13 protein-coding genes, 1 tRNA gene and 1 rRNA gene are annotated in these 15,750 nt (G+C 39.9%); 3 read left to right on the plus strand and 12 right to left on the minus strand.

Annotated elements, in window-relative coordinates:
• Positions 1–38 precede the first annotated feature (38 nt).
• From WH390_RS01570 to rluD, 5 genes are all read right to left on the minus strand, one after another.
• Positions 39–114: transfer RNA gene (locus WH390_RS01570), tRNA-Glu, on the minus strand.
• Positions 115–201: 87 nt separating this feature from the next.
• Positions 202–1,739, minus strand: a 16S ribosomal RNA gene (locus tag WH390_RS01575).
• Positions 1,740–2,259: 520 nt separating this feature from the next.
• Positions 2,260–4,833: an ATP-dependent chaperone ClpB gene (gene clpB, locus WH390_RS01580; RefSeq protein WP_032115472.1), complete on the minus strand. Its 2,574-nt coding sequence runs from the start codon at positions 4,831–4,833 to the stop codon at positions 2,260–2,262.
• A gap of 127 nt (positions 4,834–4,960) precedes the next feature.
• The gene (gene yfiH / locus WH390_RS01585) at positions 4,961–5,689 is read right to left on the minus strand and encodes a purine nucleoside phosphorylase YfiH (protein ID WP_032115473.1); all 729 of its coding nucleotides are present in this window, start codon (positions 5,687–5,689) and stop codon (positions 4,961–4,963) included.
• Positions 5,690–6,667, minus strand: coding sequence for a 23S rRNA pseudouridine(1911/1915/1917) synthase RluD (gene rluD, locus WH390_RS01590; RefSeq protein WP_032115474.1), 978 nt, complete (start codon positions 6,665–6,667; stop codon positions 5,690–5,692).
• Positions 6,668–6,800: 133 nt separating this feature from the next.
• Here rluD and bamD point away from each other — a divergent pair, with 133 nt between their 5' ends.
• The 3 genes from bamD (at position 6,801) to pheA (ending at position 9,577) form a co-directional block, all read left to right on the plus strand.
• Positions 6,801–7,532: an outer membrane protein assembly factor BamD gene (gene bamD, locus WH390_RS01595; protein ID WP_406850715.1), complete on the plus strand. Its 732-nt coding sequence runs from the start codon at positions 6,801–6,803 to the stop codon at positions 7,530–7,532.
• A gap of 306 nt (positions 7,533–7,838) precedes the next feature.
• On the plus strand, positions 7,839–8,168 hold the full coding sequence (gene hpf, locus WH390_RS01600; RefSeq protein ID WP_032115476.1) for a ribosome hibernation-promoting factor, HPF/YfiA family: 330 nt from the start codon (positions 7,839–7,841) through the stop codon (positions 8,166–8,168).
• Between the two features lie 245 nt (positions 8,169–8,413).
• The gene (gene pheA / locus WH390_RS01605; protein WP_032115477.1) at positions 8,414–9,577 is read left to right on the plus strand and encodes a bifunctional chorismate mutase/prephenate dehydratase; all 1,164 of its coding nucleotides are present in this window, start codon (positions 8,414–8,416) and stop codon (positions 9,575–9,577) included.
• Positions 9,578–9,624: 47 nt separating this feature from the next.
• Here the strand turns inward: pheA and tyrA are convergent, their stop codons facing one another.
• The 7 genes from tyrA to ffh all read right to left on the minus strand — a co-directional run bounded on the left by tyrA (position 9,625) and on the right by ffh (position 15,713).
• Positions 9,625–10,746 carry a bifunctional chorismate mutase/prephenate dehydrogenase gene (tyrA, locus tag WH390_RS01610; protein ID WP_032115478.1) on the minus strand — a complete coding sequence of 374 codons (1,122 nt, stop codon included), beginning with the start codon at positions 10,744–10,746 and terminating at the stop codon, positions 9,625–9,627.
• Positions 10,747–10,760: 14 nt separating this feature from the next.
• The gene (locus WH390_RS01615) at positions 10,761–11,855 is read right to left on the minus strand and encodes a 3-deoxy-7-phosphoheptulonate synthase (protein WP_032115479.1); all 1,095 of its coding nucleotides are present in this window, start codon (positions 11,853–11,855) and stop codon (positions 10,761–10,763) included.
• Positions 11,856–12,197: 342 nt separating this feature from the next.
• Entirely contained in the window at positions 12,198–12,551 is a 354-nt protein-coding gene (gene rplS / locus WH390_RS01620) for a 50S ribosomal protein L19 (RefSeq protein ID WP_032115480.1), read from the minus strand.
• 56 nt (positions 12,552–12,607) lie between these two features.
• Entirely contained in the window at positions 12,608–13,363 is a 756-nt protein-coding gene (gene trmD / locus WH390_RS01625) for a tRNA (guanosine(37)-N1)-methyltransferase TrmD (RefSeq protein ID WP_032115481.1), read from the minus strand.
• Positions 13,364–13,397: 34 nt separating this feature from the next.
• A complete protein-coding gene (gene rimM / locus WH390_RS01630) occupies positions 13,398–13,946 on the minus strand; it encodes a ribosome maturation factor RimM (RefSeq protein WP_032115482.1) in 549 nt (182 codons plus the stop codon).
• Between the two features lie 18 nt (positions 13,947–13,964).
• Positions 13,965–14,213: a 30S ribosomal protein S16 gene (rpsP, locus tag WH390_RS01635; RefSeq protein WP_032115483.1), complete on the minus strand. Its 249-nt coding sequence runs from the start codon at positions 14,211–14,213 to the stop codon at positions 13,965–13,967.
• Positions 14,214–14,351: 138 nt separating this feature from the next.
• A complete protein-coding gene (gene ffh, locus WH390_RS01640) occupies positions 14,352–15,713 on the minus strand; it encodes a signal recognition particle protein (RefSeq protein ID WP_032115484.1) in 1,362 nt (453 codons plus the stop codon).
• Positions 15,714–15,750: the final 37 nt, after the last annotated feature.

Here is a 15,750-nt window from a genome sequence, read left to right on the forward strand (position 1 = left end):
CTAAAAGCGTGATGCACCACCTTTCTAAATCACTAAAGTGGCGTCCCCTAGGGGATTCGAACCCCTGTTACCGCCGTGAAAGGGCGATGTCCTAGGCCTCTAGACGAAGGGGACTTCAAGCTCTTTAGTCAATCTTAGATTGGCTTGACGCGCTATTTCATCAGACAATCTGTGTGAACACTCACATTCCATCTATCTAGGTAAGGAGGTGATCCAACCGCAGGTTCCCCTACGGTTACCTTGTTACGACTTCACCCCAGTCATGAATCACAAAGTGGTAAGCGCCATCCAAAAGGTTAAGCTACCTACTTCTTTTGCAACCCACTCCCATGGTGTGACGGGCGGTGTGTACAAGGCCCGGGAACGTATTCACCGCGACATGCTGATCCGCGATTACTAGCGATTCCGACTTCATGGAGTCGAGTTGCAGACTCAATCCGGACTTCGACGTACTTTCTGAGTTCCGCTTCCCATCGCTGGCTCGCCTCTCTCTGTATACGCCATTGTAGCACGTGTGTAGCCCTACTGTAAGGGCCATGATGACTTGACGTCATCCCCACCTTCCTCCGGTTTATCACCGGCAGTCTCCTTTGAGTTCCCGACCGAATCGCTGGCAACAAAGGATAAGGGTTGCGCTCGTTGCGGGACTTAACCCAACATTTCACAACACGAGCTGACGACAGCAATGCAGCACCTGTCTCAGCGTTCCCGAAGGCACTCCTCTATCTCTAAAGGATTCGCTGGATGTCAAGAGTAGGTAAGGTTCTTCGCGTTGCATCGAATTAAACCACATGCTCCACCGCTTGTGCGGGCCCCCGTCAATTCATTTGAGTTTTAACCTTGCGGCCGTACTCCCCAGGCGGTCGATTTAACGCGTTAGCTCCGGAGGCCACAGTTCATGACCACAACCTCCAAATCGACATCGTTTACAGCGTGGACTACCAGGGTATCTAATCCTGTTTGCTCCCCACGCTTTCGCACATGAGCGTCAGTCTTTGTCCAGGGGCCGCCTTCGCCACCGGTATTCCTCCACATCTCTACGCATTTCACCGCTACACATGGAATTCTACCCCTCTACAAGACTCTAGTTAACCAGTCTTGAATGCCATTCCCAGGTTAAGCCCGGGGATTTCACATCCAACTTAATTAACCGCCTGCGTGCCCTTTACGCCCAGTAATTCCGATTAACGCTCGCACCCTCCGTATTACCGCGGCTGCTGGCACGGAGTTAGCCGGTGCTTCTTCTGTCGCTAACGTCAATTGCTAAGGTTATTAACCTTAACACCTTCCTCACGACTGAAAGTACTTTACAACCCGAAGGCCTTCTTCATACACGCGGCATGGCTGCATCAGGCTTGCGCCCATTGTGCAATATTCCCCACTGCTGCCTCCCGTAGGAGTCTGGGCCGTGTCTCAGTCCCAGTGTGGCTGATCATCCTCTCAGACCAGCTAGAGATCGTCGCCTAGGTGAGCCATTACCCCACCTACTAGCTAATCTCATATGGGTTCATCCGAAGGTGTGAGGCCTGAACGGTCCCCCACTTTGCTCCTTAGAGATTATGCGGTATTAGCCACCGTTTCCAGTGGTTATCCCCCGCCTTCGGCCAGATCCCCATACCTTACTCACCCGTCCGCCGCTCGCCGGCAAGGAAGCAAGCTTCCTTCCGCTGCCGCTCGACTTGCATGTGTTAGGCCTGCCGCCAGCGTTCAATCTGAGCCATGATCAAACTCTTCAATTAAAAGCTTGATGCTCAAAGAATGTTTTACTGACTGTAACGCCCTTTTGTTCAACCCGCTTTGCCGATGTTTGACCACCTTCGCCGCTGCCGTCCAAAATAACGTTACTGCATATTAGTTCATATATGAATTAACTGTTTTGTCACTCTTCAAGACTTTAAAATCAAATATTTTTTGATGATGTCTTGCGACTGCCCACACAGATTGTCTGATTAATTGTTAAAGAGCGTGCGACCTAGGCCGCGAGGTGGCGTATATTACGCTTTTCACCTTAATACGCGTTTATTCTTTTATTGATGAATAAATCGCGATAACGGGTCAGCATTATAGGGGCTTTTCTGAAATTAACAACTATTATTTACATTTTTTCTGTTTAAGTGCTCATTTATTGCTCTAACCTTGAATTAATAGTATCTATGCTAGTTGCTAATAATGATCTTTAATCAAGGCGAGTGAGTTCTTATAATACTATTGAAGAGGCAAATATTACCTCTTCAAATAAGATTAATAATTTAATTTTATTTATTGCTTAGCAACAATAACACCTTTTTTAATATCTAAAGTGATTTGTTTGCCTGGCACTAATTTGCCTGATAACATCTGTTCAGCCAATGGATTTTCTATCTCTTGTTGGATCGCTCGTTTCAAAGGGCGTGCACCAAATACCGGATCAAATCCCGCTTCGCCTAATTTTTCTAATGCCGCTGGCGTGATTTTTACTTTATAGCCTTGCTCTTCCATTCGTTTATATAAACGCGCTAGTTGAATCTGCGCAATTTCTGTAATTTGCTCTTTATCGAGTGGATGGAATACTACTACTTCATCAATACGGTTTATAAATTCGGGTCGGAAACTACGGCTGACAACTTCCATGACGAGCTCTTTCATTTCGTCATAACCCAAACTACCAAAACGCTCTTGGATTAAATCCGAACCTAAGTTTGATGTCATAATGACAACTGTATTACGAAAATCGACCGTTCTTCCTTGCCCATCGGTCAAACGTCCATCATCCAGAACTTGTAATAAAATATTGAAAACATCGGGATGTGCTTTTTCAATTTCATCAAGCAAAATAACAGAATAAGGGCGACGTCGGATGGCTTCGGTTAAATAACCGCCTTCTTCATATCCTACATAACCTGGAGGTGCACCAACTAGCCTGGAGACTGTATGTTTTTCCATAAATTCGGACATATCAATACGTACCATTGCATCGTCACTATCAAATAAAAAATTTGCCAGTGCCTTACATAGCTCGGTTTTACCAACACCCGTAGGACCTAAAAATAAGAATGAGCCAATAGGCCGATTTGGATCTGATAAACCAGCACGACTACGCCGAATAGCATTAGATACCGCATCAACAGCTTCATTCTGACCAATGACTCGCTTATGCAGATCCTGTTCCATATGGAGTAACTTTTCACGTTCGCTTTCTAACATTCTTGAAACGGGAATGCCTGTCCAGCGCGCTAATATTTCTGCAATCTCTGCATCAGTTACTTTATTGCGCAATAACTTCATGCTGTGACTTTCCGCCTTAGTGGCAGCTTCAAGTTGTTTTTCTAATTCAGGAATTTTACCATATTGCAATTCTGACATTTTAGCTAAATCACCGCTACGCCGAGCCTGCTCCATACTTATACGTGCGTTTTCCAATTCCGCTTTTATATGCTGTGTACCGGTAAGCTCTGCTTTTTCCGCTTTCCACTCTTCTTCTAGCTCTGAATATTCCCGTTCTTTTTCCGTTAGTTCTTCCTCTAACATTTTAAGCCGCTTTTTACTGGCGTCATCAGATTCCTTTTTTAGCGCTTGTTGTTCAAGTTTTAATTGAATAACTCGACGTTCTAAACGATCAAGCGCTTCCGGTTTAGAATCCATCTGCATCCGTAAGCTAGCGCCAGCTTCATCAATTAAATCTATTGCTTTATCAGGAAGCATACGATCAGAAATATAACGATTTGATAAACTGGCAGCAGCAACAATGGCAGGGTCAGTTATTTGTACATGATGATGCAGCTCATAACGTTCTTTCAGTCCCCTTAATATTGCAATGGTGTCCTCAACGGTAGGTTCAGCAACATAAACTTTCTGGAAACGACGCTCTAATGCCGCATCCTTTTCAATATACTGACGATATTCATCAAGTGTAGTCGCACCGACGCAATGCAATTCTCCTCGCGCTAGTGCTGGTTTTAACATATTACTAGCATCCATCGCTCCTTCAGCTTTACCTGCGCCAACCATAGTATGTAATTCATCGATAAACAGAATCACACTTCCTTCTTGTTTGGCCAGATCATTTAAGACAGCCTTTAAGCGTTCTTCAAATTCGCCCCGATATTTAGCGCCAGCCAGCAAAGCACCCATATCTAAAGAGAGAACGCGTTTATTTTTCAACCCTTCGGGTACTTCACCATTAACAATTCTTTGAGCAAGACCTTCAACAATCGCGGTTTTACCTACCCCTGGTTCACCAATTAAAACCGGATTGTTTTTTGTTCGGCGCTGAAGAACTTGTATCGTTCGGCGGATCTCTTCATCACGTCCAATAACAGGATCGAGTTTGCCTTGTTCAGCTCTTTCAGTTAAATCAATTGTGTATTTTTTAAGTGCTTGACGCTGCTCTTCAGCACCTTGGTCATTAACATTATCACCACCACGCATTTGTTCTATCGCCTTTTCTATATTTGCTTTATTCGCTCCCATCGTTTTAAGTGTATCTGCCAGGGAGGTTTTGGCATCAAAAATTGCCAGAAGAAATAGCTCTGAGGATATAAACGTATCACCTCGCTGTTGCGCCAACTTATCACACAAATTTAAGTGCCGAATAAGATCGTTTGATGGCTGGATATCACCAGCAGTGCCATGCACTTGCGGTAAGGTATTGAGAATATCGTTTAATTTGTTACTAAGCTGACTGATATTAACCCCTATCGATGTCAATAAAGGACGTAATGTACCGCCTTCTTGATCTAACAAGGCAACCAGTAAATGTACTGGTTCAATAAATTGATTATCTTGTCCAATTGCTAAAGATTGAGCATCAGCTAGTGCTTGTTGAAATTTGTTGGTAAGACGATCCAAACGCATAATACCTCCAAAATACAATTGCAATCATTTATGCAGATTAAATGAGGTTTTATTTCATATTATTCAAGTTACTTACGATAAAAATCAGCTATTGGTATAAAAAATAATAATTAATCTGATTAAAGATTTATTTTAACCAGATCAATGATGCCATTCGTCCTGTCACGCCATCACGTCGATAGGAAAAAAAACGCGTTGGCTCACTAACCGTACAATAGGTTCCACCATAAATATTTTTGACACCCACTGCATTTAATTTCAAACGCGCTAGCAAGTAGAGATCAGCGAGATATTTACCATTATCATAAGCTTTAAAACCTTGCACTAATTCTGCATCATGTTGAATAAAAGCATTCCTGACTTCACTACCTACTTCAAATTTTTCCGCACTAATTGCCGGTCCCAACCAGGCCATAATAGAGGAACCCGGTGATTTAAATTGTTTTATTGCCTTTTCCAGGATCCCGTCACACAAACCGCGCCAGCCAGCATGTACGGCAGCAATTTCCGTGCCTTGTTGGTTACAGAGTAAAACAGGCAAACAGTCTGCCGTCATCACGACACATACCTGTCCTCGCTCGCTACTATATGCAGCATCCGCTTGCCGATTACCATTTTTTTCGTTAGCCAAATCGATAATATGCGTGCCATGTACCTGATTAAGCCAGTAAGGCTGCGTTGGTAGTTGTTTCATTAAGCTACTGCGATTCTGTTCCACTAATCTCGTTTGATCTCCGACATGTAACCCTAGATTGAAACTGTCATAAGGTGGCAAACTATCGCCACCAATACGAGTTGTACTGCAAGCCATGACTGTTTTAGGTTGCGGCCAATCCGGATATATTAAGCTATCCATTTACCAATCCATCTCATCTTTGTGCATCATGGCATCTGCTTTGAGTATATTAATTAGTATAACCATATCTGCAGGAATATCTGCGTGCCACTCCATTTCAATACCTGTACGAGGGTGATATAAACGTAACATCGTGGCATGGAGAGCCTGACGATCGAAATTGTTCATAACTTGACGAAACTCTTCCGAAACACCTTTTAATGGGCGTGGACGGCCACCATATACCGGGTCGCCAACTAAAGGATGATTAATATGCGCCATGTGAACACGAATTTGATGCGTTCTACCGGATTCTAACCTTAATCTAAGCCTGGTATGAGCGCGAAAATGCTCCATTACTCGATAATGGGTAATAGCGGGTTTGCCCAGCGGGTGAATGGCCATATGTGTTCGCTTAGTTGGGTGACGAGCAATAGGTTCATCTACCGTTCCACCAGCAGTCATACGACCATTTACTACCGCTTCATATTCACGCGTAATCTCTCTTAGCTGTAAAGCTTCAACCAGATGAGTCTGGGCAGGAATCGTTTTTGCAATAACCATTAACCCGGTAGTATCTTTATCTAGCCGATGAACGATCCCCGCTCGTGGAACATTAATAATCTCGGGATAGCGATATAAAAGCGCATTTAGTACCGTTCCGTCAGGATTCCCTGCACCAGGATGAACCACTAAATCACGAGGTTTATTAATGACAATTATTTCGTCATCTTCATAAACAATATTTAATGGAATATTTTGTGGCTGCCATCGCATATCTTCTTCAATAAGTACATCAATGGCAATTTGTTCGCTACCAAATACTTTTTCTTTCGGCTTATTTATAATTTTGCCATTTACCTGCACTCTATTATCTAAAATCCACTCTTTTATTCGTGAGCGAGAATAATCAGGAAATAATTCAGCTAATGCCTGGTCTAAACGTTGGCCAAGTTGTGATTCTAGAATTTGCGCCTGGAGTTGTAATTGTTGAGCCATAAAATTATCTACAGTAAAGTTTACATTTTGACGGCAGTGCCGTTTTAATTAAAATATGTGCTATTGTAACTCATATTCCGTTAGGGGCTTTATGGAGATCGCCCCAAAAACATTCAGAGGAAATAACCACGTGATTAGAAGTATAAAATATCTGCTGGCAGCAGCCACATTGAGTTTACTTGTTACCGGATGCTCCAGCAATAAGGATACTGTACCAGAAAGCTCTCCCACTGATATCTATACCAGCAGTCAAGAGAAACTACAAAACGGTAATTATAAAGGGGCAATTAAATTATTGGAAACCCTTGATAATCGTTATCCATTTGGCCCTTATGCCCAACAGGCTCAATTGGATATGATTTATGCCTACTATAAATCAGCGGAGCTGCCATTAGCGATAGCAACCATTGACCGATTTATTCGCCTGAATCCAACACATCCCAATATTGACTATGTTTTGTATATGCGCGGTCTTACAGCACAAGCGTTAGACGATAGTGCTCTACAAGATTTTTTTGGTATTGATCGCTCAGATCGCGATCCCCAACATGCAATTGTAGCCTTTAGAGACTTTAGCCAATTGGTTCGTTTTTATCCAAATAGCCTGTATGCAACAGATGCTAGCAAACGTTTAGCCTTCCTAAAAGAGCGTTTAGCAAAATATGAACTGGCTATTATTAAATATTATAATAAACGTGGTGCTTATGTTGCTGTTATTAATCGCACTGAACAGATGCTAAAAAATTATCCCGATACCCAGTCAACACGCAATGCATTAAAATACATGGAAATAGCCTATAATAAGTTAGGTTTAACACAGGAAAAAAATAAGGTTGCAGAATTAATTGCAGCTAACCATGCCTAGAGGCGAAATAATCGTTAGAAGCTATTGATTAAAAACAGCAAAGCTATTTTGCTGTTTTTAACTTTAATAGTAAAAAGAGTTTTAGCCAGATGTTAAATTTTTAAACCGATAAAAATAGCACAATCAAGTAATAATGCAAAAAACCAGTATCTCATGCAAGTAGCAAGCATCTTTTTTTGATAATGCATCACAATCTCACTATTACTTTAACTAGAGACCAAATAAAACCGATCAAGATCACTTTTTTTCTATTAATTATCGCTATTCTGAAAATATCCATAACTCAATGACAAGTGAGGTAGCGATATGATAGTTAGTATAACAAGCAAATGCATAGAAATTACACTTGCTATACGTCACCACATTGAAGAACGTTTGAATAAACTTAGCAAATGGCAAGTTTCTTTAATTAATCCTCACATTGTGCTGTCAAAAGAGCCTCAAGAGTTTATTGTCGACGCCAATATTCACACACCTAATGGAAAATTATTTGCAAGCGCAAAACATAGTAATTTTTACATTGCAACCAATGAATTAATAACTAAACTTGAGAAACAACTTAATAAGCGTCAACATAAAAATGAGGCCAGGCGTGCTTATCCAGCCGCAAAAGAGATAGATCTTGCCGCCTTGTAATAACTATTTCGCCATTTAATCTTTCTCCAAGCGCACTTTTAATAGTGCGTTTTTTATTATGTTATTTGTTTTGCCTAACATAAAAATAAGCTTCATAATTCACACTGATTGAAAACAGAATTAATAATTAAGCTTAATCGTTATACTCACTGAGTTTTTGTTGGCTTCTTGATAATCATCAGAAAGGCGTTTTTTTATTATCATTCATCGCCAAAAATAAAAAAATACAATCAGAGAAAATCATTATGGATAATAAATCTAATCTATTAAATATGCAGAAAAAAATAAATGAACTTGATAGTTTGTTATTAAATTTACTGGCGGAAAGACATCATTTAGCAACTAATATCGCTGACGCTAAATTAAAAATAAATCAGCCTATTAATGAGGCAAACGATGAACAGCAATTGCTAAATAGATTAATCGCTGAAGGGAAAAAACAAGGTCTAGATAGCTTTTATATCACGCGGCTTTTTCAAACAATCAATCAAGATTTCGTGTTAACGCAGCAGGCTGTTTTTCAGCAACACTTAAATCCGCTACCAAATAATTCTGGCCGAATTGCTTTTTTAGGCCCTAATGGATCCTATTCTCATCTTGCCGCACGTCAATATTCAGCTCACCATTTTATCCAATCAATTGAATGTAGTTGTAATAAATTCGAAGATATCTTTGCTTTAGTCGAGACAAAGCAAGCTGATTACGGCATTTTACCTATAGAAAATTCTAGTTCAGGTGCAATTAATGATGTATATGATTTACTGCAAACCACTCCACTTTCAATCGTAGGCGAAATGCGTTTACCTATTAATCACTGCCTACTAGCAATAACTAAAGTACCATTAGAAAATATTGAGACGGTATATAGCCATCCACAACCATTTCAACAATGTAATCAATTTCTACAGCAATATCCTAATTGGAAAATTGAATATTGCGATAGTAGTTCCAGTGCTATGCAAAAAGTGGCTAAAACTAATTCAGCTAAAGTGGCTGCATTGGGTAGTGAAATTGGCGGCGCGTTATATGGCTTGACCATTTTAGAACATAATATAGCCAATCAATCGAATAATATGACCCGTTTTATTGTTATCGCACGTGATGCAGTACAAGTATCAGAGCAAATTCCCGCTAAAACTACATTATTGATCGCGACCAGCCAACATGCCGGTGCTTTAGTCGATGCATTATTAGTATTGAAAGAACATAATATTGTTATGAGTAAATTAGAATCTCGCCCTATCGATAACAAACCATGGGAAGAAATGTTTTACATTGATGTACAGGCAAACTTACGCTCATTAGATATGCAACATGCTTTAGAAAAGTTAACTGCAATGACACGCTCAATAAAAATTTTAGGCTGCTACCCAGCTGATAATTTAGTATCTACCGATGTTGCTAACTAAAAAACCGGTTGTATAACCGGTTTTTTAAAAGTATTAATAACAGTAAATTAACGGCTAATATCATTAGCTTGTTGTAATAATGTATTACTTTCTTGCATGAACCGTTTAGCATCTTGACCAAACCATTGGCTAATTCTCTCAAATTGAGAAATAAACTCTTCCTTATCTTTCTCTTTAAGCAATCCAACAGAATGACCAAAACTTTGATAATATTTAGCAATTAAATCAATGTCTTGATCGGATGCCATAATAATATCTGCATAAAGCTGTGGATCCTGAGCAAACAGACGTCCAACCATTGCTAACTCTAATCGATAAATAGGCGATGAAAGGGTTAACAATTGTTGCAGATCGACTTTTTGTTCTGATAAATATCGTCCATAAGCAAAAGTAGTAAAATGACGAAGTGCCTGGATAAATCCCATACATTTATCATGTTCTACAGCATTAATTTTATGTAATCTGGCTCCCCAAACAGTCAATTGTTCTAATAACCATTGGTATGCTTGTGGATTTCTCCCTTCACAATAAATAATAACCTGTTTAGCAATACTATTTACATCTGAGCCAAACATGGGATGTAAGCCAACAACAGGCCCATTATGCACTGATAACATAGCTTCAAGCGGTTGCTGCTTAATAGAAGATATATCCATCAATAATGTATCTTCAGACAATTTTGGCAATTTATGGATAACTTCTAGCGTTGAGTGAATGGGAACACTAATCATTACTAGCGCCGCATTAGCCAATAATTTATCAGCTCTATCCCAATCTTGTTCGCTCAAACTATGAACTTCATAGCCCGAGAGTCTAAATAAGCGACTAAATAATTTTCCCATCCGACCTTGGCCGCCTACAATGATAATCGGCCCTAGATCAGCATTTAATTTTTTAAATCCTTGATTATTTTCATGTAGGTAAGATTCTCGCATAATGCGGCGTAAGATATCTTCAATCAGATCAGAAGCAATACCTATTTTTTCCGCTTCTTTGCGACGCGCCTCCAACATTGAAGCCTCACGCTCTGGCACATAGATAGGTAACCCTTGTTGGCTTTTTACCTCACCAACTGCCATCACTAATTGCATTCTTTTTGCTAATAAAGCTAGTAATGATTTATCGATTTCATCAATTTGTTGACGTAATTGTAATAATTCTGCTGACATCAATTTACCTTGAATTAACTTGCTTTTTCTAGGGTTTTAATACGCTCTTTAAGTACTGAACGAATTTTAGTATGTAATTTTCTTAATACTGCCTCTGTTGTTTCCCAACTAATACAAGCATCAGTGACAGAAACACCATATTTCATTTTAGAACGTAATTGCTCTGAAGATTGACTTCCTTCATTAATATGGCTTTCCAGCATCATACCGGTAATTGACCGATTACCATTTGTAATTTGTTCAATAATAGATTCAACAACCTGCGGTTGACGGCGAAAATCTTTTTGGGAATTACCATGGCTACAATCAATCATTAAAGAGGGTGATAAATTAGCATTGCGCATCTGTATTTCACAATTTGCAATATCTTGCACACTGTAATTTGGCTTTTCCCCTCCTCTTAAAATGATATGACCATCAGGGTTACCTTGCGTTTGTAATAAACAAACCTGACCTGATTGATTGATACCCATAAACCGATGTGGCATTGCAGCAGCTTTCATTGCATTAATTGCTGTAACTAAATTACCGTCAGTACCATTTTTAAAACCAACCGGCATGGAGAGTCCTGAAGCCATTTCACGATGTGTTTGCGATTCAGTTGTTCTAGCACCTATAGCGGACCAACTAAATAAATCACCTAAATATTGTGGGCTATTTGGATCAAGTGCTTCTGTCGCTAATGGCAATCCCATATCGACAAGCGATAATAGTAGTTTACGTGCGATATGTAGTCCTTTTTCCATATCAAAAGAGCCATCCATCATCGGATCGCTAATCAGACCTTTCCAGCCCGTAGTGGTGCGTGGTTTTTCAAAATAAACCCGCATGACAATATATAAACTATCACTCAGTTCGATTGCTAACTGCTTTAAGCGATGAGCATATTCCAGCGCTACATCTACATCATGGATAGAACAGGGGCCACAAATGACTAACAACCGTGGGTCACGATGCTGAATAATATCAGCAATAATTCGGCGAGATTGGCTAATTATTTGCTGGTTATTATGATCCAATGGATAATATTTTTTAAGCTCTTTCGGTGTAATTAAAATTTGTTCATCGGAAATATTAACATTATTAAGCTCATCTTTTTGCATGATCATTATTTTTACCTATTTAACTTTTTTCCTACATTGCATTACACCGATTTGAAATTCAGCTATACCATAACACGAACTGTAAATAATACAATCCAATGGCGATGACACATAGTAACATTTAATTTACTAATAAAATAAAAGCAGAACAAAAAACACATAATATAATGAAAATAAACAAAAAAATTTACACCTCAAATAAAGAAAAATATTTTCCCGTTTATAAAAAATTACACAAAAGATTTAATAAAAATAACAACGAATAATGCAATAAGCTGAAAATAGCTAATAAAAAAGCTCGCAAAAATCGCGAGCCTTTAAGATTTTTAGGATGAAGCGAAAAGCGAATTATTTAGTGTTCAAGCGCTCTTTAATACGAGCTGCTTTACCAGAACGCTCTCGCAGGTAGTACAATTTAGCTCTGCGAACAGCACCACAACGTTTAACTGTGATACTGTCGATAACTGGTGAATGTGTCTGGAATACACGCTCAACACCCTCACCATTAGAAATTTTACGAACAGTAAATGCTGAATGCAAACCGCGGTTACGAATAGCGATAACCACGCCCTCGAATGCCTGCAAACGTCTTTTAGAACCTTCAACCACCCATACCTTAACTTCTACGGTATCTCCTGGACGGAATGAAGGGATATTTTGCTTCATTTGCTCTTCTTCAAGCTGTTTAATAATGTTGCTCATAATTACTCTCTTACCCTAGGTAAACTGATATATACAAGACAGTGTGATACAATGTCTCAATTAATACGTTGCTGTTCTTCATATTCCTGTTGGAATTCTGCCAACAACATTCTCTGCTCGTCAGTCAGAGCTAGGCTTGTTAGAAGTTCAGGTCTTCTAAGCCAAGTTCGGCCTAGTGACTGTTTTCTTCTCCAACGCTCTATTTCAGCATGGTTGCCCGACAATAAGATGCTCGGAACTTCCATACCTTCTAACACCTCAGGACGGGTATAGTGAGGACAATCAAGTAACCCAGTCATGAAAGAATCTTCTTCCGCTGATGCATGATGCCCTAATACACCAGGAATAAACCGGGAAATTGAATCGATCATTACCATTGCTGGTAATTCTCCTCCGCTAAGAACATAATCACCAATTGACCATTCTTCATCAATTTCAGTTTCAATGATCCGTTCATCAATACCTTCATATCGACCACAAACCAAAATAAGCTTTTTATTTGCCGTCAATTGGCAAACACCTTGCTGATTAAGTTTGCGTCCCTGTGGTGAAAGATAAATTACTTTAGCATCTTCACCGATCTCAGATTTTGCTGCATGAATGGCATCTCTAAGAGGTTGTACCATCATCAGCATACCTGGACCACCGCCATAAGGGCGATCATCTACAGTGCGGTGCCTGTCGTGAGTATAATCTCGCGGATCCCAACACTGTATATTCAATAGGCCATTTTTTACTGCACGACCTATCACTCCATACTCGGTTATTGCGCGAAACATTTCTGGAAACAGGCTAATAATCCCAATCCACATCTTGCGTTCCACTCATAAAACCTTCAATCGGCGTTTAAAATCCAGGATCCCAATCTACTTCAATTGTCTTAGTAGTAAGATCAACGTTTTTGATCACCTGTTCATCAAGAAACGGTATTAGCCGTTCTTTAATACCGAATGCATCTTTCAGATTTGCCTTGATTACCAGTACATCATTTGAGCCTGTTTCCATTAAATCCTGAACATAGCCCAAACTATAACCTTTAGTAGTTATGACCTGGCAACCAATTAGATCCTTCCAATAATACTCACTACCTTCAAGTACAGGTAGTTGTGCTGAATCGACGATAATTTCGTAATTAGCCATTGAATTAGCAGCACTTCTATCATCAATATGCTTTATTTTGATGATAATATCTTGGTTATGATGTTTCCAACCTTCTAATTCCAGTTGTTGCCACTGACCCGAACGTTGAATAAACCAAGGCTGATACTCAAAAATATCTTCGGTATATTCGGTGGATGAAAAAACTCTGAGCCAACCACGAATGCCATGCGCAGAGCCTAATTTTCCTAACACAATAGGATTAACAGGGATCTTAAGGCAAACCTCTTTGCTCACCACCACCACCGTAGTAAATTAAGCTGCTTTTTTTGCTTGTTTGATCAGTGTCGAAACACGATCAGAAACTGATGCACCCAAACCAACCCAATGTTCAACACGATCTAAATCTAGACGCAACTCTTCTGCATTACCTGATGCGATAGGGTTAAAAAAGCCTATACGCTCAATAAAGCGACCATCACGTGCATTACGGCTATCTGTGACAACGATTTGATAAAACGGACGCTTCTTTGCGCCACCACGAGCTAAACGAATTGTTACCATAACATCCTCATTAGTTAACAAAACAACCAGACCCTATCGAGGAATAGAGTCTGGTTGTATATAAAAAGCCCCAAGATTCTACTCTTTTTAAGATAAAAAGCAATCAAAAGTACGAATTGTTTATTTAATGCCTGGTTGTTAACCGCCAGGGAAACCCGGTGGCATCATACCTTTCATCCCACGCATCATCTTAGCTAACCCGCCTTTTTTCATTTTCTTCATCATGCGCTGCATATCATCAAACTGTTTAAGTAATCGGTTAACATCCTGTACCTGTGTGCCAGAACCAGCTGCAATACGCCGCTTGCGTGATCCCTTAATAATCTCTGGTTTTTGTCGTTCTTTAGTGGTCATCGAGCTAATAATCGCTTCCATTCTAACCAACACTTTATCATCCATTTGTGACTTAACCGCATCGGGAACTTGGGATATGCCTGGCATTTTGCTTAACATACTCGCCATACCACCCATATTTCGCATCTGTTTAAGCTGCTCAAGAAAATCATTTAAATCAAAACTATTCCCTTTTTTAAGTTTATGAGCAAGCTTCTCCGCCTTTTCACGGTCAACTTTGCTTTCTATCTCTTCAATCAGTGATAAGACATCTCCCATACCAAGGATACGAGAGGCAATTCTGTCAGGATAAAAAGGCTCTAAGCCATCAATTTTCTCGCCTATACCCAAAAATTTAATCGGTTTACCTGTAATATGGCGGATTGATAATGCGGCACCACCACGAGCATCACCATCAATTTTCGTTAATATAATACCGGTTAATGGCAACGTTTCATTAAAAGACTTAGCAGTGTTAGCGGCATCTTGCCCGGTCATCGCATCAACGATAAATAGGGTTTCAATTGGATTAATAGTCCGATGGATTGCCTGAATTTCTTCCATCATAGCTTCATCAACATGCAGACGACCAGCAGTATCGATGATTAGCACATCATAAAATTTTAATTTTGCATGTTGTAGCGCATTAGTCGCAATCTCAACGGGTTTCTCGCTGGCAGTTGATGGAAAAAAATCAATCCCGACTGTTTGAGTGAGTGTTTCTAATTGCTTAATAGCCGCAGGACGATAAATATCAGCAGAAACCACTAAAACTTTTTTCTTCTGTTTTTCTTTTAATAATTTGCCTAATTTAGCCACAGTGGTGGTTTTACCCGCACCTTGCAAGCCGGCCATAAGAATAACAGCGGGAGGCTGTACGGCTAAATTTAAAGCACTGTTCTCCTCGCCCATCGCTTTAATGAGCTCATTTTGCACAATTTTAACGAATTCTTGGCCCGGTGTTAGGCTTTTATTGACATCTTGACCTACTGCACTTTCTTTTACCGATTGAATAAATTCGCGTACGACTGGCAAAGCAACATCAGCTTCTAATAACGCCATGCGAACTTCAAGTAATGTTTCTTTAATATTGTCATCAGTCAATCTTCCACGGCCACTAATATTGCGCAATGTACGCGAAAGTCTGTCAGTTAAATTATCAAACATGTGCTTAACTCAATTCTGTTAAAGGGATCTGCTGTCA

This window comes from Candidatus Arsenophonus nilaparvatae, from assembly GCF_045346035.1.
GTDB lineage: Bacteria > Pseudomonadota > Gammaproteobacteria > Enterobacterales > Enterobacteriaceae > Arsenophonus > Arsenophonus nilaparvatae.